Source organism: Aeromonas sp. QDB30 (genome assembly GCF_027707645.1).
Lineage (GTDB): Bacteria > Pseudomonadota > Gammaproteobacteria > Enterobacterales > Aeromonadaceae > Aeromonas > Aeromonas caviae.
The window spans coordinates 35506-57902 of sequence record NZ_JAPCIY010000008.1 but is presented as its reverse complement, the minus strand read 5'-3'; the positions used below and the strand labels follow the sequence as shown (position 1 = coordinate 57902).

The window sequence follows — 22397 nt, the reverse complement described above, 5'->3', positions numbered from 1 at the left end:
GGCACTCGCATGATGGAAAAAGGCAGCTTCGGCTGCCTTTTTTCTATTGGGTCATTAACCCGCCAAGACATTCTGTGTCAAAATACCAGCAACATGCCCAGAGGATGCCGATCCTGCGGTGTTCAGCGGCCCAAAGTGGTCGAATTGGTGCGGGATCCCACTCTTGTTCCATATTTACTGTTCCCCGCTTCAGCATCCTCCCCGGACGACACGCTCCGGGGGTTTCCATTCAGTTATTTGTCGGAGTCATTCATGTCGGCCAAACAACCCAACCGCAAGCCTACCGGCAAGCGCAAAGAATCAGATGCCAGTGCTCAGGAAGGTCGTGAGCGCAAGCGCGCCGCCAAGCGCAAGGGCCTGAAGGCGGGCTCCCGCCAACAGGTCGAGCAGGCGGGCAAAAAGAGCGGCTCCAAGCAGGCCAAGGATCCACGCATCGGCTCTCGCAAGCCCATCGCGCTGATTGCCGACGAGAAGGGCAGCAAGCCGGTGGCGACCAAGCCTGCGAAAGAGAAGCGGGTGGTGATGACCCCCGAGCAGGAGCTGGCGTCCATCGAGAATGATGATCGCCTCAATGCCTTGCTGGATCGTCTGGATGCCGGTGAAACCCTGGAGGCCGCAGAGCAGGCATGGGTCGATCAGCGGGTTGACCGTTATCAGGAGCTGATGGACGAGCTCGGTATCATCGACAACGACGATGACGAAGATGGCGACATGGATTTTGATGATGCCGATTTTGACGAGCCGAGTCAGCCTGCCTCCGAAGAGGAGCTGTGGGAACGTTTCTCTCAGGCAGACTACCAGCCTGAAGCCAAACCCGAGCCGAAGAAAAAGTGATGAGTGGATGGATGCTGGCCGCCCTGCTGGGTGGCCTGATTTTGCTGGGGCTGGCCGTCTATGCCGGCACCCTGATGGCGCGTCTCAAACGCCAGCAAGAGATGCAGCAGCACGCCATTACGGCCCGCAACGAGCGGATCCTGGAGAGTGTCAGGGTGATCGCCCACGCGGTACGAGATGGTCAGTGCGACTACTCGGAAGGTGCCATCCGGCTGACCAATCTGCTGGATGCCTTGCAAATAAAGGGGGGCCGCGCCTTTGCCACCGAGTTCCCGGGGCTCTACGGCCTCTATGAGAAGGTGAAAGAGATGCCGACCCATGAGGCGAGGCGGGCACTCAAGCGCAATGAAGTGATGAAGATGGATCTCGAACGCAGTGGCTACGAGGCCGAGCTGGAGGCGCAGATCCTTGAGGATGTCGCCAGACTGAAGGATTTTCAGTTAAGCCGGTGAGCCCATGACAAAGACAGAGGAAGCAAGCGTGCAAGCAGAACAGATTGTGTGGGATCAGGCCCTGATCGAAAAATACAACTACAGTGGTCCGCGTTACACATCCTATCCCACTGCGCTGGAGTTCAACGAGGGGTTCGGCTATCCGGACTTCGTCCAGGCAGCGGGCCAGTATCCTGCACGCAATCTGTCGCTCTACGTGCATATCCCCTTCTGTCACAAGCTCTGCTACTACTGCGGCTGCAACAAGGTCATCACCCGGCACCAGCACAAGGCAGATCAATACCTCGACTACCTCGAACAGGAGATCAAGGCCCAGGCCCCCCTGTTCAAGGAGAGACTGGTCACCCAGCTGCACTGGGGTGGCGGCACACCCACCTATCTGAGCGAACCCCAGACTCGTCGCCTGATGGCCATGTTGCGGGAGCACTTCCACTTCGCCGAGGAGGGGGAGATCAGCATCGAGGTGGATCCCCGCGAGATCGAATTGTCCATGCTGGATGTGCTGCGGGAGCTCGGTTTCAACCGCATCAGCCTTGGCGTTCAGGACTTCAACAAGGCGGTCCAGGTTGCGGTCAATCGGGAGCAGGACAACGACTTCATCCGCGCCATGCTGGTCCGTGCCCGCGAGCTGGGGTTCCGCTCCACCAATCTGGATCTCATCTACGGTCTGCCGCACCAGAACCGGGAGAGCTTCCATCACACCCTGGAAGAGGTGCTCAAGACCGACCCGGCCCGTCTCTCCATCTTCAACTATGCCCACCTGCCGAGCCGTTTTGCCGCCCAGCACAAGCTGAAAGAAGCGGACATGCCGGCGCCGCAGGAGAAGCTGGCCATGCTGCAGGACACCATTGCCTTCCTGACCGGCCAGGGTTATCAGTTCATCGGCATGGACCACTTTGCCAAGCCCGATGACGAGCTGGCCGTCGCCCAGCGCGAGGGCAAGCTGCATCGCAACTTCCAGGGCTATACCACCCAGGGGGATTGCGATCTGCTGGGGCTGGGGGTCTCTTCCATCAGCATGATGGGGGATGCCTATTCCCAGAACCAGAAGGATCTCAAAACCTACTACGCCCAGGTCGAGTCACTGGGCCATGCCCAGTGGAAGGGGTGCTCCCTCAATCGGGACGATCTGATCCGTCGTGAGGTGATCAAGCGCCTCATCTGCGATTTTTCCCTGAACTTCGCCGCTGTGGAGCAGGCCCACGGCCTGGTGTTCAAGGAGTATTTTGCCGAGGATCTCAAGCTGTTGCAGACCTTCATCGACGACGGTCTGGTGCGCATGACCGAAGAGGGGCTGGAGGTGGTCTCCACCGGTCAGCTGCTGATCCGCAACATCTGCATGTGCTTCGATGTCTACCTGCGCAACAAGGCGCGCCAGCAGCAGTTCTCCCGGGTGATCTAGGCCGGGCAATATCGTTGGACAATAAAAAACCGCCTTTCGGCGGTTTTTTATTGGGTTTTACCCCTGCTCAGCGTTGAGCCGCACGGGCACTCAGCTCGGCCTTCTCGGCTTCGCTCAGGAAGGCCAGGGTCAGGCCGTTCTGCTGGGCGGTGCGGATCTCGCTCACCGTCATGCCGGCAGCCGGGGCCGCCACCTCGTATTCGTGAGGCAGGTCGATCCCCTCCACCGCCGGATCGTCGGTATTGAGGCAGGCCAGCACGCCGGCTGCCAGGAACTGGCGGATCGGGTGATCGGCCAGACTCGCCACCGTGGTGGTCTGGAGGTTGGAGGTGAGGCAGGACTCGATGCCGATGCGGTGTTCGGCCAGATAGGCCATCAGGGCCGGATCCTGGATGGCCTTGACCCCGTGGCCGATGCGCTCGGCTCCCAGCTCGCGAATGGCCTGCCACATGCTCTCGGGGCCGGCGGCTTCACCGGCGTGCACGGTGACCCGCATGCCTGCATCCCGCACCCGGCGGAAGTGGTCGGTGAAGAGATCGCCCGGGAAGCCCAGCTCGTCGCCGGCCAGATCGATGGCGACCAGGCGATCGCGATGAGCCAGACAGGCATCCAGCTCCTGCTTGCACTGCTCGGTGCCGAAGGTACGGCTCATGATGCCGATGAGATTGGTCTTGATACCGAAGTCACGGCTGCCTGCGGCCACGCCGTCGATGATGGCTTCGACCACGCCCTGCGGGTGCAGTTTGTGGGTCATCGCCATGTAGGCCGGGCTGAAGCGCAGCTCGGCATAGTCGATCCCGGCACGCAGCAGATCTTCCACGTTTTCGTAGGCGACCCGGCGGCAGGCATCGTAGTCGGCCAGCACGGCCACACCCCAGTCCAGTTTCTTCAGGAAGGCCACCAGACTCGGCTCGTTCTCGACGATCTGCACGTGCGGGCGCAGGGCTTCCAGCTCATCGGCCGGCAGTCGGATGTTGTGCTGACGTCCCAGCTCGAGAATGGTCTGCGGGCGGATGTTGCCATCCAGATGGCGATGCAGGTCGGTCAGGGGGAGGGATCTGTCAATCATGGGGCACCTTCTGCGAGTCGGGTTGGAAAGCCTGCCATTCTAGGCGGGGCGCCTGAAAAAGATACCCCGTTTGCAAGCAAACGGGGTGTGATTGGTCAGGCTTTCCCTCAAGGCGTGATGGGAATCGTTTTTCCCGCAGGCTCAGGGAATGTCGAGCTCCTTGAGCTTGCGGGTCAGGGTATTGCGGCCCCAGCCGAGAAGGCGGGCAGCCTCCTGCTTGTGACCGTGGGTGTGATCCAGTGCCGTCTCCAGCATGATCCGTTCGAACTGGGGCATGGCATCCGCCAGGATATCGGTCTCCCCCAGGGCCAGCTTGGCGGCCACCCAGTCCTGCAACTGCTGCTGCCAGCCACCGGTCAGGGCGGGCTGGCCCGGCTCGGCGGTGCTGGTGATGGGAGTCAGCAGCTCGGTGGGCAGATCGCCTACCAGCACCTCCTGGCCCGAGGCCATCACCGTCAGCCAGCGGCAGACGTTCTCCAGCTGGCGCACGTTGCCCGGCCAGGGCAGGCGGCTGATGTAGGTCTGGGTATCCGGGTGCAGGCTCTTGGCCTCCACGTTCAGCTCCTTGGCGGCTCGCAGCAGGAAGTGTTGGGCCAGCTGGGGGATGTCCTCCCGGCGCTCCTTGAGGGCCGGAATATGGATGCGGATGACGTTGAGGCGGTGGAACAGGTCTTCCCGAAACTCGCCGTCGGCGACCCGCTTCTCCAGATTCTGGTGGGTGGCGGCAATGATCCGCACATCCACCTGCACCGGTTGGTGGCCGCCAACCCGGTAGAACTGCCCGTCCGCCAGTACCCGCAGCAACCGGGTCTGCACGTCCAGCGGCATGTCGCCTATTTCGTCGAGAAACAGGGTGCCGCCGTCGGCCTGTTCGAAGCGGCCGTGACGAATGTTGTTGGCACCGGTGAAGGCCCCCTTCTCATGACCGAACAGCTCGGATTCGATGAGATCTTTCGGGATGGCCGCCATGTTGAGGGCGATGAAGTTCTTGTGGGCCCGGGGGCTGTGCTTGTGCAGGGCATGGGCAACCAGCTCCTTGCCGGTACCGCTTTGACCGTTGATGAGCACCGAGATGCTGGAGCGCGACAGCCGGCCGATGGCGCGGAACACCTCCTGCATGGCAGGGGCTTCGCCGATGATCTCCGGGGTGGTGGTGGCTTCCTGTTGGCGAGCCTTGCGCTTGGTACGTTGCTCCTTGAGATGGTTCTCGGCCCTGCGTACCAGGGTGACAGCCTCGTCGATGTCGAACGGCTTGGGCAGGTATTCGAAGGCTCCGCGCTGGTAGGCGTTGACCGCGCTGTCGAGGTCCGAGTGGGCCGTCATGATGATGATGGGTAGATCGGCCTGGCGGCGATGGATCTGTTCCAGCAGGCTCAGGCCGTCGATGCCCGGCATGCGGATATCCGAGAGGATCACGTCCGGTGAGCGCATCTCCAGTGAACTCAGCAGGGCTTCGCCGTCGGCGAAACTTTCGCATTCGAAGCCTTCGCTGCCAAGGGTGCGCTCCAGAACCCACCGGATGGAGCTGTCGTCATCGACGATCCACACTTTTGCTGTCATGAGGTTCCCTTATTTGCGAAGTGGTAGATAAATGGTGAATTCGGTGTGGCCCGGCCAGCTGATGCAGTCGATGCGACCCTTGTGCTGATCGATCAGGTTCTGGGCGATGGAGAGGCCCAGGCCCGTTCCCCCTTCCTTGCCGGTGATCATGGGGTAGAAGAGGGTGTCGCGAATGGCGTCGGGAATGCCGGGGCCGTTGTCGATGATCTTGATTTCGGCCGCCAGGCGATAGCGCTGGCCATGGATGGTGATCTGGAAGGCGGTGCGCGTCTTGATGCGGATGAGGCCGTCCTGATCCCCAAGGGCCTCGGCGGCGTTGCGCACTATGTTCAGGAACGCCTGTTGCAGCTGGTCCGATTCCATCTCGAATTCGGGGATGCTGGGGTCGTAGTCCCGCTCGATGCGGATCTGCGGCGGCAGCTCCAGGTCCACCAGACGGCGCACCTGTTCCAGCACGGAGTGAACGTTGTGCATCTGGTGACGGCCGGGACGCTGGGGACCGAGCAACCTGTCGACCAGCACCCGCAGGCGATCGGCCTGCTCGATGATGATGCCGGTGTATTCACGCAAGGCCGGGTCGGGCAACTCCTTTTGCAGCAGTTGGGCCGCGCCGCGCAATCCCCCCAGGGGGTTCTTGATCTCGTGCGCCAGGCCGCGCACCAGCTCCTTGGCGGCCTGCTGCTGGGCGTGTTGCTGCAGCTCCTGGCTGATCTTCTTCTGCTGATCGATCTTGCGCAGTTCTACCACCATCAGTCGCTGTTCATGATCGGCCATGGGGCTGACGCTGATCTCCACCAGCCTGGGTTCCCCCTCCACCACCAGGGTGACTTCGCTGTCGGTGAAGCCCTGCCCCGAAATGAGGCACTGTTTGAAACGCTGCAGATCGAGAGAGATATGTTCCAGCAGGTGGGGCAGTTCGATGCCGATCAGTCGTCGTTCGCTGAGGGAAAGCAGCTGCTCTGCCGCCGGGTTGACGAATTGAATGCAGAGACGCTCATCCATGAGAATGACGGCGGTCAGCAGGTTGTCCAAGAGTGTCTTGGCGTTGTCCGAGCGGGTTGGCACAGGTTTCTCCCTAAAACGGTGCTGTACACCTAGAATGCACCAATATAGTGCATCAAGTTTACCCGCATCGGTGCGTCACATCACCCCTAATTGGCCTTGGGGGCGGCTCTGGGAGCCTGATTCACCGACGCCCTGTGCAGGTAAAAGGTGGTTGGCTTAGATTTAGCAAGGATCGTACCGTCTTTGGCGAGCAACTCGAGCCGTGCCTCATAGGCGCCTCTATCGAGGTTTTCCACCCGTATGGCCAGGCTGTTGTGAACCAGGGGCACCGCCTTGCCGTTCAGGATCAGGCGAACATCGTATTGCACCGGGACCTGGGGAGAGATCTCGCCCTGGAAGACGATGTTGCCGGTATTGTCGCGCAATGTGCTGCCCGGTTCCGGAGAGATGAGATCGATCTCCAGGGGAGCCGCTTCCAGGGCTTTCCTGGCATCGACACCGGTCAGGCTGTTGAAGTTGTCCACCTGGACCGAGTGGGGGGCTGTGCCGATGAGCGGCGAGACCCGCAGGTCCACCTCTTTTGCGCTCTTGCCGGGAGGGGGGGCATCGGTGTAGTGGGTCACCCCCTGGGGATCGACCCAGGAGTAGACGCGGGCGGCCTGTGCGGAACAGGAGGCCATCAGCAGGAGGCTCAGCAGCCAGGGTACAGTGTTCATCCATCTCTCCTTGACGGGGTTCACCTTAATCCTATCAGAGAAAAACCACGGGGTCGGGGTGTGAACAGCCGAGGGTGGTACGGCTCCGTGAACGGGATCATCTTTCTGCATGATCGTGCCCGTTCGGCGGTATTTCCGTTGCCAGAATGAAAAAAACCCGCCAGATGGCGGGTTTGTCATGGGAAAGCGGATTAGACGGAGTAGTACAGCTCGAACTCCAGCGGGTGCGGGGTCATGCGCACGCGGTCAACATCCTGCTGTTTCAGTTCCAGGTAGGAGTTGATGAAGTCATCGCTGAACACGCCACCACGGGTCAGGAACTCACGGTCTGCATCCAGTGCGGACAGCGCTTCGTCCAGGGAACCGGCAACGGTCGGCACTTCAGCGGCTTCTTCCGGCGGCAGATCGTATAGGTTCTTGTCCATGGCATCGCCCGGATGGATCTTGTTGATGATACCGTCCAGACCGGCCATCAGCTGGGCAGCGAAGGCCAGGTACGGGTTGGCAGCCGGATCCGGGAAGCGTACTTCGATGCGGCGGGCTTTCGGGCTCGGCACGACCGGGATACGGATGGAGGCAGAGCGGTTGCGGGCGGAGTAGGCCAGCATGACCGGTGCTTCATAGCCCGGCACCAGACGCTTGTAGGAGTTGGTGGTCGGGTTGGCGAAGGCGTTGATGGCCTTGGCGTGCTTGATGATGCCGCCGATGTAGTGCAGTGCCATCTCGGACAGACCGCCATACAGGTCGCCTGCGAACAGGTTGACGCCGTCTTTGGCCAGGGACTGGTGGCAGTGCATGCCGGAGCCGTTGTCGCCAAACATGGGTTTCGGCATGAAGGTGACGGTCTTGTTGTAGGCGTGGGCCACGTTGTGGATCACGTACTTCAGGACCTGTACTTCGTCAGCCTTCAGGGTGAGGGTGTTGAAGCGGGTTGCGATCTCGTTCTGACCGGCGGTCGCCACTTCGTGGTGGTGAGCTTCGACGACCTGGCCCATCTCTTCCAGTACCAGGCACATGGCGGCACGGATGTCCTGGGAGGAGTCAACCGGGGCAACCGGGAAGTAACCACCCTTGACGAACGGACGGTGACCCTTGTTGCCGTGCTCGTAGTCGGTACCGGAGTTCCAGGCAGCTTCTTCGGATTCGATCTTCACGAAGCTGTGGCCCATGGTGTTGGAGAAGGTGATGTTGTCGAACATGAAGAATTCCGGCTCCGGCCCGAACAGCACGGTGTCAGCGATGCCGCTGGACTTCAGGAAATCTTCGGCACGCTTGGCGATGGAGCGCGGATCACGGTCATAGCCTTGCATGGTGGCGGGTTCAAGCACGTCACAGACGATGTTCAGAGTAGTCTCTTCGGTGAACGGGTCCAGTTTGGCGGAAGCCGGGTCCGGCATCAGCACCATGTCAGACTCGTTGATGCCCTTCCAGCCGCCGATGGAGGAACCATCGAACATCTTGCCGTCTTCGAAGAAGTCTTCGTCAACCTGGTGGGAAGGGATGGATACGTGCTGCTCTTTACCCTTGGTGTCGGTAAAACGCAGATCAACAAACTTGACTTCGTGTTCCTGGATCAGGGCCAAAACGTTCTGGGCTGACATGCTAAGTAACCTCCGGTGTTAAAACTCTTTGGGTGAATGCGTCGTCACATTCACATAAGCCAGTATCGTGCCAAGTTTGTGACAGCTTGATTTCAGGGCACTTGCACCGTTTCAGGCTGTCGAGAAACCCGTTCTCATGCCGGTTGCTGCATTAAAGTGGTGCAACCTTGGATCGTTTTGGTGCACCGAGATGGTGCGCCAGCGTATCCAGGCCATCTAAGCAGCCTTTTGCTGCGGGGTCCATGATCCTGATCCTTTGTTGTGTGTGAATGTGTTGCAATTCTGCTAGGCAGATCACAAAGGCGAGAGTACAATTAGCGCCCAATTTTACCCGGTGATTTGAGGCGAGAATGTTAGAGAATTTACGCAATATTGCGATTATTGCGCACGTTGACCACGGCAAAACGACTCTGGTTGATAAGCTGCTGCAGCAATCCGGCACTCTGGATCGCACCAGCGAAGGTCAGGAACGGATCATGGACTCCAATGATCTGGAACGGGAACGTGGCATCACCATTCTCGCCAAGAACACTGCGATCCGCTGGAACGACTATCGCATCAACATCGTGGATACCCCGGGTCACGCCGACTTCGGTGGTGAAGTTGAACGCGTACTCTCCATGGTTGACTCCGTGCTGCTGCTGGTCGACGCCGTTGACGGCCCGATGCCGCAGACCCGTTTCGTGACCCAGAAGGCGTTCGCCCAGGGTCTGAAGCCCATCGTGGTCATCAACAAGATCGACCGTCCGGGTGCTCGTCCTGACTGGGTAATGGATCAGGTCTTCGATCTGTTCGACAACCTGGGTGCCACCGATGAGCAACTGGACTTCAAGGTTGTTTACGCCTCTGCACTGAACGGTTGGGCCACCCTGGATCAGGACGTCCCGTCCGAGAACATGGAACCCCTGTTCCAGGCCATCGTCGACAACGTGGAAGCCCCGAAGGGCGACGTTGACGGTGCCTTCCAGATGCAAATCTCCCAGCTGGACTACAACTCCTACGTGGGCGTCATCGGTATCGGCCGCATCACTCGTGGTCGCGTCAAGACCAACCAGCAGGTCACCATCGTCAGTGCCAACGGCAAACCGCGTACCGGCAAGGTCGGTCAGGTGCTGGGCTACCTGGGCCTGTCCCGTACCGAAGTGACCGACGCGCAAGCGGGTGACATCATCGCCATCACCGGTCTGGGCGAGCTGAAGATCTCCGACACCATCTGTGACAACAGTGCCGTCGAAGCCCTGCCGCCGCTCTCCGTTGACGAGCCGACCGTGAACATGACCTTCCAGGTCAACACCTCGCCGTTCGCCGGTAAAGAAGGCAAGTTCGTCACCTCCCGCAACATTCTGGAGCGTCTGAACCAGGAACTGGTCCACAACGTGGCCCTGCGCGTGGAAGAGACCGAAGATCCGGACAAGTTCCGCGTCTCCGGCCGTGGTGAACTGCACCTCTCCATCCTGATCGAAAACATGCGTCGCGAAGGTTACGAACTGGCGGTATCCCGTCCGGAAGTTATCCTGCGTACCGTGGATGGCGAACTGCAAGAACCGTTCGAAACCGTTACTGTGGACGTGGAAGAAGCGCATCAGGGTTCCGTGATGGAGCAGCTCGGCCTGCGTAAAGGCGAGATGACCAACATGACCCCGGATGGCAAGGGTCGGGTCCGTCTGGACTTCATCATCCCGAGCCGTGGCCTGATCGGCTTCCAGACCGAGTTCCTGACCATGACCTCTGGTACCGGTCTGCTGTATCACACCTTCGACCACTACGGTCCGCACAAGGGTGGCAGCATCGGTGAGCGTCAGAACGGCGTGCTGATCTCCAACGCCACCGGCAAGGCTCTGACCTTCGCCCTGTTCGGTCTGCAAGACCGTGGTCGTCTGTTCATCGGTCACGCGACCGAAGTATACGAAGGCCAGGTGATCGGGATCCACTCTCGCTCCAACGACCTGACCGTCAACTGCCTGAAAGGCAAGCAGCTGACCAACATGCGTGCCTCCGGTACCGACGAAGCCCAGGTGCTGACTCCGCCGATCCGCATGACCCTGGAGCAGGCTCTCGAGTTCATCGACAACGACGAGCTGGTCGAGATCACCCCCAAGGCCATCCGTATCCGCAAGAAACTGCTGACCGAGATGGATCGCAAGCGCGCCGGTCGTGCTTGATCGATAGCTGTTCATCGACAGACCAAAGAGAGGCCTTATGGCCTCTTTTTTTATGGGCTCGACATGAGGGCTCATGGGGCCTTAGTTCGATGGAGGCGCATCCGGCCGGTCTGCGGGTGGCCAAATGACCACCCTATCTGACACAATGTCTGCATGATCACGCTTACGAGAAACAAGATGCAGCAGCAGATCCGCGGCCGTCTGGCCCATGCACTCTCCTTCTTGCGCCACGATGGTGCCCACTTCGCCCAGTTTGTCTGGGGCCGCTTCCAGCAGGACAGATTGACGGTGACTGCCGGTTACCTGGCCTATGTCACCCTGCTCTCCCTGGTGCCCATGATCGCCGTGGTGTTCGGCATGATGTCGGCCTTTCCGGTGTTCCAGAGCCTGAAGCAGGCGATGGAGCAGTTCGTCTATCACAACTTCGTCCCCACCGCCGGCGAGATGCTCAAGGAGTACATCGACGGCTTCGTGGCCAACGCCACCAACACCACGGCCGTCGGTATCGGTGCCCTGATCGTGGTGGCCCTGATGCTCATCTCGGCCATCGACAAGAACCTCAACTACATCTGGCGATCCACCCGAAGCCGGCCCTTGGCCCAGGCATTCGCCATGTACTGGATGATCCTGACCCTGGGCCCCGTGCTCATCGGTGCCAGCATCGCCATCTCCTCCTACATTCTCTCGCTCAGGTTGTTCGCGGCTGACAGCCTGTTCGGTATCGGCTATCTGCTGCTGCGCAGCCTGCCGTTCCTCTTCTCCGTGCTCACCTTCCTGCTGATCTATACCGTGGTGCCCAACTGCCGCGTGCGGCTGACCCACGCCTTCATCGGTGCCCTGGTGGCGGCCACCCTGTTCGAGCTGGCCAAGCGCGGCTTTGCCATCTACATCACCAACTTCCCCTCCTACCAGGCCATCTATGGCGCCCTGGCGACCATTCCCATCCTGTTCGTCTGGGTGTATCTGAGCTGGCTGGTGGTGTTGCTGGGGGCCGAGACCACCGCCTGCCTCGGGGAGTACGAGAAGCCCGGTGCAGAGGAGCTGGCCTGACGCCGGCCGGCCATCACACCGGATCCCGGCACAAAGACGTTGGCCCGGGCAGGGCATTTATTGGTAGCATCGACGACCGCTCATCCTGCAGGATGGGCGGTCGTGCTGTTTTGAGAGGAGAGGGATGTGATTGCACTGATTCAGCGGGTCAGCGAGGCCAGCGTAACGGTAGAGGGAGAGGTGACCGGGGCCATCGGCCAGGGGTTGCTGGTGCTGCTCGGGGTGGAGCAGGGGGATGACGAGGCCAAGGCGGACAAGCTGCTGCACAAGGTGAGCGGCTATCGCATCTTCTCTGACGAGAACGGCAAGATGAACCTCAACGTGAGCCAGGTGAGCGGCAGCCTGCTGGTGGTCTCCCAGTTCACCCTGGCGGCGGATACCGGCAAGGGGATGAGACCCAGCTTCTCCGGTGGCGCCCATCCCGCAGATGCCGAGCGACTCTATGAGTACTTCGTGGCTCGCGCCAGGGAGAGCGGCGTGCCGACCGAAACCGGCCGCTTCGCCGCCGACATGAAGGTCAGGCTGCTCAACGACGGCCCCGTCACCTTCTGGCTGCAGGTATAAGGGTGGCAGGCAGGGCAGGCCTCACCGGAGGGGCAGGACGCGATGCCTGCACACTTCGCAGGTTCTTCACCCTGCCGGTGCTCGCCCGCCCTGGCCATGCTGACGGGTTGCGTGCAGGATGACGTTGCGGTAGCCGGGCACGTCGTGGACGTGGGTCGGGCCTATCCACTCCTCTGCCAGTCGCAGAGCCTGTGCCTGTTCGAGCCGGGTGCGGGGCAGCAGATTGATGATGAGGGTACCGCTCAGGCGGCTGGCCAGCGCCTGATAGAGCGGGGCCTGGAACAGCAGAAGGGGGTTGCCGTCCTGGCTGAACAAATCCAGCAGCACCAGATCGTAGATCTCCTGGCTCTGGTGCAGGAAGTGCAGCGCATCGGCGTGATGCAGCCGAGGTGAGCCCCCTGACGAGGGGAGGAAGAACTGCTGGAACAGGGTGAGGATGTCGGCATCCAGATCCACGCAGTCGTGGTGGGCATCGGGCCAGCGTGCCGCCAGGTGACGGGTGAGATCCCCTCCGCCCAGCCCCAGCTCCAGGATCCGGCTTGCCTGCTTTGGCAACTGCTCCGCGATGCTCCGTTGATGAGGCAGACAGAGGCGGGCCGGTTGGTGGAGGCTCATGGCGGATTGCACCACGCCGTCCATTTCCAGCCAGCGATGACGGGCATTTTCAAGCACCGAAACGCGGCGTTCGGGTTTGGCACTGAGGTGCAATAAGTGATCGGCTTGGTACGCTTGCAGATTGAAGTCCATGAATTTGCACGGCAAGATGGTTTTCGACCAGTGTAACTCAAGGATGTTGTTATGTACCGGGTGGTCATCCCCCAAACGGCAGCCGAGCTGGATACCTACTACAGGCTGCGCCGGGAGAAATGGTTGCGTCAGTCCTTCCATCTGCCAGTCGGCGCACACTCAAGGATCGCTTTATGTACCGGGTAGTCACCCCAGAAACACCAGCGGAGCTGGATGCTTACTATCAGTTGCGCTGGGAACTACTGCGCAAACCCTTCAATCTGCCCCTTGGCTCCGAGCGTGACGAGTACGATACCGTTGCCATTCACCGGCTGATGCTCTCCCCCGACGGAACGCCCATCGCCGTGGGTCGCCTCTTTGTGGGCGGCGATGAAGCCCAGATCCGCTTTATGGCGCTGCGACCCGAATTTCGCGGCCAGGGGCTGGGCGCCCGCATGGTGGAGGATCTCGAACAGCTTGCCCGCGACGAGAAGGTGAAACGGCTGGTGATGAACGCCCGCCAGGAGGCGGTGGAGTTCTATCGCCGCTGCGGCTTCCTCGAGGTAGGGGAAGGCCCCGTCTCTTTCGGCCGCATCCCTCACCGCCAGATGATCAAGTCCCTGAGTCCCATGCAGACCATCCAGTACCGTCCGGAGTGGTGCCAGGATCTCACCACCCGCTGGTCGCGGGGCATTCCCATCAGCGAGAAGATGGGGGTGCACATCACCCACTACGATGGCCAGACCTTCCACCTCAAGGCCAACCTGGCGGCCAATCTCAACGTCCACGACACCATGTTCGCCGGCAGCATTTACAGCCAGTGTGTGCTGGCGGGCTGGGGTCTCATCTGGTTGCAGCTCAAGGAGGCAGGGCTGGGAGGCGATACCGTGCTGGCCGAGGGCAACATCAAGTATTACCGGCCGGTGAGCGAAGAGCCGGAGGCGCGGGTGGCCCGGGAGGGCATGCCCGCCGTGCTCGAGCCGCTGAGGGGCGGAGAATCCGCCAAGTTCAGCCTGCGGGTGCAGCTGTTCAGCGGCCGCAAGCTGGCGGTGGAGTTTGTCGGTCAGTATGTGGTACTGCCCATCAAGCGCGGCGCACGCTGATCCCTGGTGTTCACAGCAACAAGGCCTCTTCGCGAGGCCTTGTTCGTTATTGGGCGGCAGGGGCCGGGGGCCGGGGGCGCCAGAGCGGGCCGCTTCGTCCCTGGGCGGGGTAGCGCACACCCGCCTCCCAGCCACAGGCGTCCTGTCCCGTGGGGAAACTCCAGCCCAGGTCGGGCGCATTGAGGGGGCCGCGCCAGCGGGCGAGCAGCTCGGCGCAGCGTCCCTTGTTCAGGACCCCGAGGTCGAGCTGCCACTGGTCTGCGGCCAGGTCGACACCCCCTTGCAGTGCCAGCAGGTGGGTGATGGTGGAGGCACCGCCTTGCTCGATCCGCACCTTGCCCTGCTCCGCCCTGGCATCCAGCCTGATCTGATAGAAGGGGGTGTCTCCGCGCTGCATCGCCTGCCACAGCGTCTGCGGTGTCAGATCGGGGGGGGTCTGCTCCCTGAACCAGTCATCCAGCAGGGGGTCGATGCCGACCTTGTCCCAGAAGGGATCCTTGCTCTCCAGGCTCAGGCTGCCCTGAAGGGTCCGGCGCCAGTTGGCCGTCTGCTCGCCGGGTTGCCCGTTGAGGTCGGCCTGCAGATCTGCCGCCAGATCCACCTTGCCCGCGAAGGAGACGGGGGAGTGCAGCAGCTTGCCCCACTGCTCCAGATCCAGCTGCTTGCCCTGCAACTGCAGGCGGCTCTCCTGCCCGGGCGTTCTGCCCCACTGGCCGCTCAGGTTGAGGGAGCCCTCGTCGGGCAGGGAGGTGGCGAGGGTGTTGAGCTGCCAGGAGCTGGGGGTCAGCTCGCCATCCAGGGTGCCGTTGCGAGCACTGAGACCGTCCCACACCAGCTCGAACCACTTGCTCTCGATGCGGGCACGCCCCAGCAGGGGGCCTGGCTGGTTGCCCCACAGGGCGAGATCGTTCAGGTAGAGTTGCCAGCCGGTCAGGGAGAGGGGCAGGGTGTCGTCGAAAGAGAGCACCTTGAGCTTGTCGAAGGCCAGTTTGCGGATGTCGATCTGTTGCGGGCGCCAGCCCTGCCAATCCTGCCACCACCCCTGGGGCAAGCTGATGTCCATGCCGCTCAGGGCCAGATCCTTCAGGACGAGCTTCTGCTGCTGGGTGTCGAGGGCCAGCTCGACGTTGAACTCCCCTTCGTATGCCTTGCCCCGCAGCTCGGCATCCAGCTGCCGGGGGGAGAAGGCGAGCTTGCCCTCGACGGCCTCAAGCTGGAACAGGCCGCGGCCCATGTCGCCCAGGGTGCCCGCCAGATAGCCGCTGGGCTGGCTGCCCGTCTGCCAGTCGAAGGCGGTGAGCTGGCCGTTGAAGTTGTTGAGGGAGAGCTCCTGATCGATGGCATTGATGCTCACCTGGGCAAGCTGACCCCTGTCCAGGGTGATGCGGCGCAGGGGGAACTCGCCAGGGGGTATGTCACCAAGCTCGAGGCGCATGGCGCGGGCCTTGAGATCGTGCAGTTGCAGGCTGCGCTCTGGCCAGTTCAGCACCATGCCGGTCTCGAGCAGGCCGTCGAACAGGTTGGTGGTCAGTCTGTCGGTGCTGAGCACCTGCCCCTCCAGCCGCCCCTTGAGGCTGAGACGGGCCAGGGTGAACATGGGGGTCTCCAGCTGGTTGATGCCCAGGGTGAGGTTGGCCTGGGGCTGGCGTCTCGGGTCGATCAGTTCCCAGTCACTCAGGGACGCACTGAGGCCGCGCAGGGTCAGGGCCTCGCTCTGCAGGCTCAGGTTGTCGATGGTGCTGTCGCTGATGGTGAGGGAGTGAACCGGCAGGCTTGGCAACTGGTTGGGGAGCGGCAGCTTGATGACGGGACGGATGAGGTCCAGGTGGGCGATGCGCACATCCCGGTTCAACCAGTCGATGTGCTCGATCTCCAGATAGAGTTTTTCCAGCTGTACCGCATCCCCATAGCGCACCTGCTCCGCCAGCAGGGTGTAGGGGTGCAGCGGATTGAACACCAGTCGGCCTATGGTGACGGGCACCCCGGTCTGCTGGCTGAGCCAGTTGGCGATGGGGCCTTTGGCGCGCTCGGCATCGAACAGGCCGAGACCGACCCAGACAAAGAGCAGCAGGAAGGCAAAGGTGTAGAGCAGGCCGCGCAGCCAGGAATTCATCAGTGCTTTCCTCCTGTTTCTGTTGCTTGGTCAGGCATTCGAGTAGTGATCCCGTAGACCGAGCCAGCATCGTATCAAGGGTTCGACACGGCTCGGGTGTTTATCCATCAGGCAAGGTGACCCTCTTCTGCATCTGCCCTGGTCAAGCATTGGAGTAGTGGTCTCGCAGGCCCAGCCAGCGGCGGATCAGGGGCTCGACATGGCTCGGGTGTTTATCCATCAGGCAAGGTGACCCTCTTCTGCATCTGCCTTGGTCAAGCATTGGAGTAGTGGTCTCGCAGGCCCAGCCAGCGGCGGATCAGAGGCTCGACATGCGCCGGGTGTTTGTCCATCAGGAAGCGCGCCATCTTCTGCACCTGAGGGATGAGCGGCTGGTCGCGCACCAGATCGGCGATCTTGAGATCGGCCAGGCCGGTCTGGCGGGTACCGAGCAGCTCGCCTGGGCCGCGCAGTTCCAGATCCCGCTGGGCGATGAGAAAGCCGTCATTGGTCTCCCGCAGTACCCCGAGGCGGCTCTGGGCGGTCTTGGACAAGGGGGCATGATAGAGCAGCACGCAGTGAGAGGCCACCGACCCCCGCCCGACCCGGCCGCGCAGCTGGTGCAACTGGGCCAGCCCCAGTCGCTCCGGGTTTTCGATGATCATCAGGCTGGCATTGGGCACATCCACCCCCACCTCGATGACGGTGGTGGCGACCAGCAGTTGCAGTATGCCCGCCTTGAACTCCTCCATCACCCGTTGTTTCTCGACAGGGCGCATCCGGCCGTGTACCAGGCCGATGTGCAGGCCGGGCAGCAGGGTTTGCAGCTCGGCGGCGGTGTCTTCGGCGGCCTGGCACTCCAGCACCTCCGACTCCTCGATCAGGGTGCAGACCCAGTAGGCCTGCTTGCCCTCCTCGCAGGCGAGCCTCACCCGCTCGATCACGTCCTGGCGGCGACTGTCCGGCAGGGCGACCGTGGTAATGGGAGTGCGGCCCGGCGGCAGCTCGTCGATGATGGAGGTGTCGAGGTCCGCATAGGCGGTCATCGCCAGGGTGCGGGGGATGGGGGTGGCGGTCATGATGAGCTGGTGGGGATGCACCCCTTCCCGCTCTCCTTTTTCCCGCAGGGCGAGGCGCTGATGCACCCCGAACCTGTGCTGTTCATCGATGATGACCAGGGCGAGGCGCTGGAACACCACCTGCTCCTGGAAGATGGCGTGGGTGCCCACCACCATCTTGACGCTGCCGTCCGCGATGGCGGCTAGCGCCTCTTCCCGCGCCTTGCCCTTCTGCTTGCCCGCCAGCCAGCCGACCTTGATGCCGAGCGGTTCCAGCCACCTGGCGAAGTTGATGGCGTGCTGTTCGGCCAGCAGCTCGGTCGGGGCCATCAGCCCCACCTGGCAGCCGTTGCCGATGGCCTGCAGGGCGGCCAGTGCAGCGACCAGCGTTTTACCTGAGCCCACGTCCCCCTGGACCAGGCGCATCATGGGGTGGCTCTGTTGCAGATCCCTGGCTATCTCCGCCACCACACGGCTCTGGGCACCGGTGGGGGTGAACGGCAGGGCGCCGAGCAGCTGCCGGACCAGCTCGGGAGCGGGCTTGAGGGCTCGGGCCAGCTGGGTCTGTGCCTGGGCCCGCACCTTCAAGACCGAGAGGTTGTGGGCCAGCAGCTCTTCCAGTACGAGCCGCTGCTGTGCCGGGTGCTGGCCGCTCTCGAGCAGGGCCAGCGCCACCGAGGGAGGCGGGCGGTGCAGCAGCTTCAGGGCGGCGGCAAGATCGATCTGCTGGGGATAGAGGCCGGCAGGCAGCAGCTCCTCGACCCCGTAGAGGTCGAGCTGGGCCAGGGCCTGATCCGTGAGGCTGCGCAGGGTGAGCTGGCGCAGCCCCTCTGTGGTGGGGTAGACGGGGGTGAGGGCCTCTTCGGTCTGGCCGGCCTGCTCCTCGCCGAGCAGCTTGTACTCGGGGTGGGCCATCTCCAGGCCGTACTTGCCGGGACGTGTCTCGCCAAAGCAGCGGATAAGGCGGCCCTGGGCCAGGCTGTTTTTCTGGGCAGCGGTGAAATTGAAGAAGCGCAGGGTCAGGCTGCCGGTGCCGTCGCTGATACGGCACACCAGCATGCGGCGGCGCCCCATCACCAGCTGGGTGTCCTGGATCTCGCCCTCGACGGCACCGTGCAGGCCGGGCGGCAGATCGCCGATGGGCCACACCTGGGTGCGGTCCTCGTAGCGCAGGGGGAGGTGGAACAGCAGGTCCTGTACCGTGGCCAGCCCCAGCCGCTCGAGTTTCTCCAGCATCTTGCTGCCGACACCCTTGAGGCTGTCGAGGGAGATTTTATCCAATTTCATCAATTAGATGCCCGAAAACACTGTAAATATGTCCAGATGATAGGGGTTGTTGCGGCCTCGATGCAAGCCGCGTTGTGCCGTTCCGGGCTGGTGGGCAAGGGAGCGGGGGGAGGGTCATCCATGAAAAAGGCCTGCCGGAAACGGCAGGCTTTTTCACTGACGGGGCGCCCTGGCGGTCAGAGGATGCGCTTGAGCAGGAGGTGAGCCTTGACCCTGTGGATCCGGGCCAGCAGCTTGCGCACCTGATCCGGGTAATCCTTGATCTGCTCTATCTGGTCGAAGTGACTGATGCGGCGGGTGTGGGCCAGGATGTTCTCCCGCTCCGCACTGAACTGCTCGCGCAGGTGATGGTGCTGGTCGTGTACCAGCAGGCCGTTCTCCAGATCCAGCGCCCAGGCTCGGGGATTGAGGTTGTTGCCGGTGAGCAGGGCCCACTCCTCATCCACGAAGATCCCCTTGAGGTGATAGGAGTTCTTCTCGCAGCACCAGAGCATGAGGTTGAGCCGGCCGTTGTCGATGTGGTGCTGGTTGCGCTCGGCAAACTTGCGCAGGTTGGTCTCGTAGAGATAGGGCAGACCACCGATGGTGGAGAACTTCTCCTCCGGGGGGATGAAGAAGTCGTTGGCGGTCTTGTCGCCCACGACGATGGTCACCTTGCAGCCGCGTTTGAGCAGCGCCTCCACGTCCTTGTTCAACTCCTTGGGGGGGTTGAAGTAGGGGGTGCAGATGAAGATCTCCCGCTCGGTGGCCCGCACCAGGTTGCGGATCATCCGGTTGAGCTGGTTGCCCCGCTTGCCCAGGCCCACCATGGGGGTCACGGCGATCTCCCGATCGTTGGGCTTGATGCTCTCGAAGCGGTACTGGCAGAGGCGCAGACGCTGCTTGAAGCGGCGGATCGGCCCCTTGAGCTGCTTGGCGCCGGGGATGCCGGTGCGATCCAGCCGCTGGACGGCCTCGCTGCCGAGGAAGACGTCATCCACGTAGTTGACCATGCTGCGGGTCAGTGCCGGGCTGTGGATCTGGTGATAGCGATCGAAGCGGTAGCGCTCCTGCTGGTGCAGGTAGATGTCGTTGAGGCTGGCGCCGGAGTAAAGCAGGGTGTCGTCGAAGATGAAGCCCTTGAGGTGCAGCACCCCGAGCAGCTCGCGGCCCTTGACCGGCACGCCGTAGATCTCGATCTGGTGTTGGTGGCTGGCGGCCATGGCCTGGTACATCAGGTGGTTGCCCCCCTGCTTGCCCTTGCCGATCAGGCCGCGCTGGGCGCGGTGGAAGTCGACGAACACCTTGATGTCGAGAGAGGGATTGCGCTGCTTGGCGGCATAGAGGGCGGAGAGGATCTCCCGTCCCGCCTCGTCATCCTGCAGATAGAGCGCGATCAGATAGATGCGCTGGGTCGCATGGGCGATGAGCGACAGGATCCGGCTCTTGAAGTCTTTGGCGCTGCTGAGTATCTGGAACTGATCCGCGGCGACCGCGATCTGGGGTAAGCGGGTCAGCAACTGTCGATAATGTGCCGATGAATGCATAGAGAAGCCTGAAATCACGGGATGAAGCGTTCCACTCGGGGCGAAGAATAGGCAATTCTAGCAATCTGTGGCGATGGGCCCAAGCAAGAATCCGTAAAAAGTCGGTGCAATATCACATCGGGGCCGACGGATGCGGCCCCGATGTGTTTCCGTCAGAGGATGGCGCTGGCCGTGGCCACGATGAGGAAGGCGATGGTGCCGAGCAGGGTCTCCATCACGGTCCAGGTCTTGAGGGTGGTCTTCTCGTCCATGTTGAGGAAGCGGCTGACCAGCCAGAAGCCGGAGTCATTGAAGTGGGAGAGCACGGTGGCGCCCCCGGCGATGGCGATGACGATGAAGGTCAGGTCCAGCTCGCTCAGGCCGGTGGTGGCGGCCACGGTCGGCGCCATCAGGGCGGCGGTGGTGGTCAGGGCCACGGTGGCGGAACCCTGGGCAACCCGCAGCGCGGCGGACACCAGGAAGGCTGCGAGGATCACCGGCATGCCGGTATCGGAGAGCACGTCGGCCAGCGCGGTGCCGATGCCGCTCGCCCGCAATACGCCGCCGAACATGCCGCCGGCACCGGTGACCAGGATGACGGCGCAGACCGGGGCCAGGGCGTCGTTGCAGAACTTCTCGAGCTGCACCTTGCCCTGGCTCTGGCGGAACATCCAGAGGGCGTACAGCACAGTGATGAGCAGGGCGACCGGGGTCTTGCCGACCATGCGCAGCACGTTGACCCAGTCCGCACCCTTGTCGATGACGCCCATGACGCCCAGGGTATTGAGGCCGGTATCCATGAAGATGAGCACCAGCGGCAGCAGCAGGATGGAGATCACCTGGCCGAAGCTCGGCGCCTTGTCGGAGAGCTGCTCGGCACTGGCGGTGAAGCTCGGGGGCAGGGGCAACTCAAACTTCTTGCCGGACCAGAGCCCGAACAGGTAAGCACCCAGATACCAGGTGGGCAGCGCGACCAGCAGGCCCACGACGGTGAGCAGACCGATGTTGGCACCCAGCAGCTCGCTGGCGGCCACCGGGCCCGGGTGGGGCGGCAGGAAGGCGTGCATCACCGCGAAGGCGCCGGCGGAGGGCAGGGCATACTTGAGGACGGAGCCGCCGAACTGCTTCGCCACGCTGAAGATGATGGGCAGCATGACGATGAGACCGGCGTCGAAGAAGATCGGGAAGCCGAACAGCAGGGAGGCCACACCCAGCGCGAAGGGGGCGCGGTGGGAGCCGAAGCGGTTGATCAGGGTATCGGCCAGTACCTTGGCGCCCCCCGTCATCTCCAGGATCCGGCCTATCATGGCGCCGAGGCCGACCAGCAGCGCGACCGAGGCCAGGGTGCCGCCGAAACCGGTCAGCATGGTGGGGATCACCTGGTCATAGGTGACCCCGGTGGCCAGGGCCGTCAGCATGCTGACCAGGGTCAATGCCACGAAGGCATGTACCTTGAATCGCATGATCAGCACCAGCAACATGACAATGGCTCCGCCCGCTACCGAGAGCAGATAGGCGACATCGGGTGTGTTCATTGCTCCGTCCATAAAATTGTCCTCAAATGGTTCTAGTTGTTGTTCTGCACATTTCTGTGCTGCACTTCACATTGCGAAACGTTACCGGTAACATGTTACCGGTAACGTGGTAGCTTAGAACCCATCAGGCGAACGTTTTTTGAAAAGTGAGAGAGAGGTCAAATAATGGCGGGCAAGTGCATTATCGTGATGGGTGTGTGTGGCAGCGGCAAGTCCAGCATCGGCCTCAAGGTGGCCAATGCCCTGGGGGCCAAGTTCATCGACGGCGATGATCTGCACCCTCGCGCGAACATCCAGAAGATGGCGGCGGGCAACCCGCTCAACGATGAAGACAGGGCCCCCTGGCTGGAGCGGATCCGCGATGCGGCCTACAGCCTGGAGCGCAAGAACGAGCTCGGCGTCATCGTCTGCTCGGCCCTCAAGAAGCAGTACCGCGACCAGATCCGCGAGGGCAACGACTCGGTGAGTTTCCTGTTTCTGGATGGCAGCCAGTCCCTCATTCTCGAACGGATGCGGGCACGGCAGGGCCACTTCATGCGCGAAGCCATGGTACAAAGCCAGTTTGATACCCTGGAGCGACCGGATGGCGAGCCCGGCGTGTTTCGCATCGATATCGACGGGACCTTCGAACAGGTGGTCGACCGTGCCGTCACCGCGCTGACGCAGGCGCAATGAG

At 62.2% G+C, this 22397-nt stretch carries 18 protein-coding genes; 8 read left to right on the top strand and 10 right to left on the bottom strand.

The features are described 5' to 3' along the window. Positions 1-252 precede the first annotated feature (252 nt). Genes yihI through hemN form a run of 3 tightly spaced genes read left to right on the top strand, consistent with a single transcriptional unit; the run spans position 253 to position 2688 of the window. On the top strand, positions 253-834 hold the full coding sequence (yihI, locus tag PG896_RS04105) for a Der GTPase-activating protein YihI (protein WP_039039515.1): 582 nt from the start codon (positions 253-255) through the stop codon (positions 832-834). 11 nt (positions 835-845) lie between these two features. After that, positions 846-1286, top strand: coding sequence for a DUF2489 domain-containing protein (locus tag PG896_RS04100; RefSeq protein ID WP_043153541.1), 441 nt, complete (start codon positions 846-848; stop codon positions 1284-1286). 28 nt (positions 1287-1314) lie between these two features. Then, positions 1315-2688, top strand: coding sequence for an oxygen-independent coproporphyrinogen III oxidase (hemN, locus tag PG896_RS04095; protein ID WP_041212163.1), 1374 nt, complete (start codon positions 1315-1317; stop codon positions 2686-2688). Positions 2689-2755: 67 nt separating this feature from the next. Here the strand turns inward: hemN and add are convergent, their stop codons facing one another. From add to glnA, 5 genes are all read right to left on the bottom strand, one after another. Then, the gene (gene add / locus PG896_RS04090; protein ID WP_041212164.1) at positions 2756-3757 is read right to left on the bottom strand and encodes an adenosine deaminase; all 1002 of its coding nucleotides are present in this window, start codon (positions 3755-3757) and stop codon (positions 2756-2758) included. A 141-nt stretch (positions 3758-3898) separates the two neighbouring features. Further along, the gene (gene glnG, locus PG896_RS04085) at positions 3899-5317 is read right to left on the bottom strand and encodes a nitrogen regulation protein NR(I) (RefSeq protein WP_010672523.1); all 1419 of its coding nucleotides are present in this window, start codon (positions 5315-5317) and stop codon (positions 3899-3901) included. Positions 5318-5326: 9 nt separating this feature from the next. Continuing rightward, on the bottom strand, positions 5327-6382 hold the full coding sequence (glnL, locus tag PG896_RS04080) for a nitrogen regulation protein NR(II) (protein ID WP_010672524.1): 1056 nt from the start codon (positions 6380-6382) through the stop codon (positions 5327-5329). An 86-nt stretch (positions 6383-6468) separates the two neighbouring features. Further along, positions 6469-7038, bottom strand: coding sequence for a DUF4124 domain-containing protein (locus PG896_RS04075; RefSeq protein WP_010672525.1), 570 nt, complete (start codon positions 7036-7038; stop codon positions 6469-6471). Positions 7039-7229: 191 nt separating this feature from the next. Next, complete coding sequence (gene glnA, locus PG896_RS04070; protein ID WP_010672526.1) at positions 7230-8639, bottom strand: glutamate--ammonia ligase; 1410 nt, start codon at positions 8637-8639, stop codon at positions 7230-7232. Positions 8640-8989: 350 nt separating this feature from the next. Here glnA and typA point away from each other — a divergent pair, with 350 nt between their 5' ends. From typA to dtd, 3 genes are all read left to right on the top strand, one after another. Beyond that, positions 8990-10801 carry a translational GTPase TypA gene (typA, locus tag PG896_RS04065; RefSeq protein WP_043153538.1) on the top strand — a complete coding sequence of 604 codons (1812 nt, stop codon included), beginning with the start codon at positions 8990-8992 and terminating at the stop codon, positions 10799-10801. A 177-nt stretch (positions 10802-10978) separates the two neighbouring features. Further along, positions 10979-11851 carry a virulence factor BrkB family protein gene (locus PG896_RS04060; RefSeq protein WP_039039511.1) on the top strand — a complete coding sequence of 291 codons (873 nt, stop codon included), beginning with the start codon at positions 10979-10981 and terminating at the stop codon, positions 11849-11851. Between the two features lie 126 nt (positions 11852-11977). Further along, positions 11978-12415, top strand: coding sequence for a D-aminoacyl-tRNA deacylase (gene dtd / locus PG896_RS04055; RefSeq protein ID WP_010672529.1), 438 nt, complete (start codon positions 11978-11980; stop codon positions 12413-12415). 66 nt (positions 12416-12481) lie between these two features. Here the strand turns inward: dtd and PG896_RS04050 are convergent, their stop codons facing one another. Then, positions 12482-13162, bottom strand: coding sequence for a methyltransferase domain-containing protein (locus PG896_RS04050; RefSeq protein ID WP_043153606.1), 681 nt, complete (start codon positions 13160-13162; stop codon positions 12482-12484). Positions 13163-13335: 173 nt separating this feature from the next. Here PG896_RS04050 and PG896_RS04045 point away from each other — a divergent pair, with 173 nt between their 5' ends. Continuing rightward, the gene (locus PG896_RS04045) at positions 13336-14244 is read left to right on the top strand and encodes a bifunctional GNAT family N-acetyltransferase/hotdog fold thioesterase (RefSeq protein WP_010672532.1); all 909 of its coding nucleotides are present in this window, start codon (positions 13336-13338) and stop codon (positions 14242-14244) included. 46 nt (positions 14245-14290) lie between these two features. Here PG896_RS04045 and PG896_RS04040 read toward each other — a convergent pair whose 3' ends face one another. From PG896_RS04040 to PG896_RS04025, 4 genes are all read right to left on the bottom strand, one after another. Beyond that, on the bottom strand, positions 14291-16357 hold the full coding sequence (locus tag PG896_RS04040) for an AsmA-like C-terminal region-containing protein (protein WP_043153532.1): 2067 nt from the start codon (positions 16355-16357) through the stop codon (positions 14291-14293). A gap of 254 nt (positions 16358-16611) precedes the next feature. Beyond that, entirely contained in the window at positions 16612-18681 is a 2070-nt protein-coding gene (gene recG / locus PG896_RS04035; protein ID WP_010672534.1) for an ATP-dependent DNA helicase RecG, read from the bottom strand. Between the two features lie 176 nt (positions 18682-18857). Beyond that, positions 18858-20207 carry a CDP-diacylglycerol--serine O-phosphatidyltransferase gene (pssA, locus tag PG896_RS04030; RefSeq protein WP_270835388.1) on the bottom strand — a complete coding sequence of 450 codons (1350 nt, stop codon included), beginning with the start codon at positions 20205-20207 and terminating at the stop codon, positions 18858-18860. A gap of 152 nt (positions 20208-20359) precedes the next feature. Next, complete coding sequence (locus PG896_RS04025; protein ID WP_234035436.1) at positions 20360-21721, bottom strand: GntP family permease; 1362 nt, start codon at positions 21719-21721, stop codon at positions 20360-20362. A gap of 165 nt (positions 21722-21886) precedes the next feature. Between PG896_RS04025 and PG896_RS04020 the strand changes: the two genes are divergently transcribed. Then, on the top strand, positions 21887-22396 hold the full coding sequence (locus PG896_RS04020) for a gluconokinase (protein ID WP_039039504.1): 510 nt from the start codon (positions 21887-21889) through the stop codon (positions 22394-22396). Position 22397: the final 1 nt, after the last annotated feature.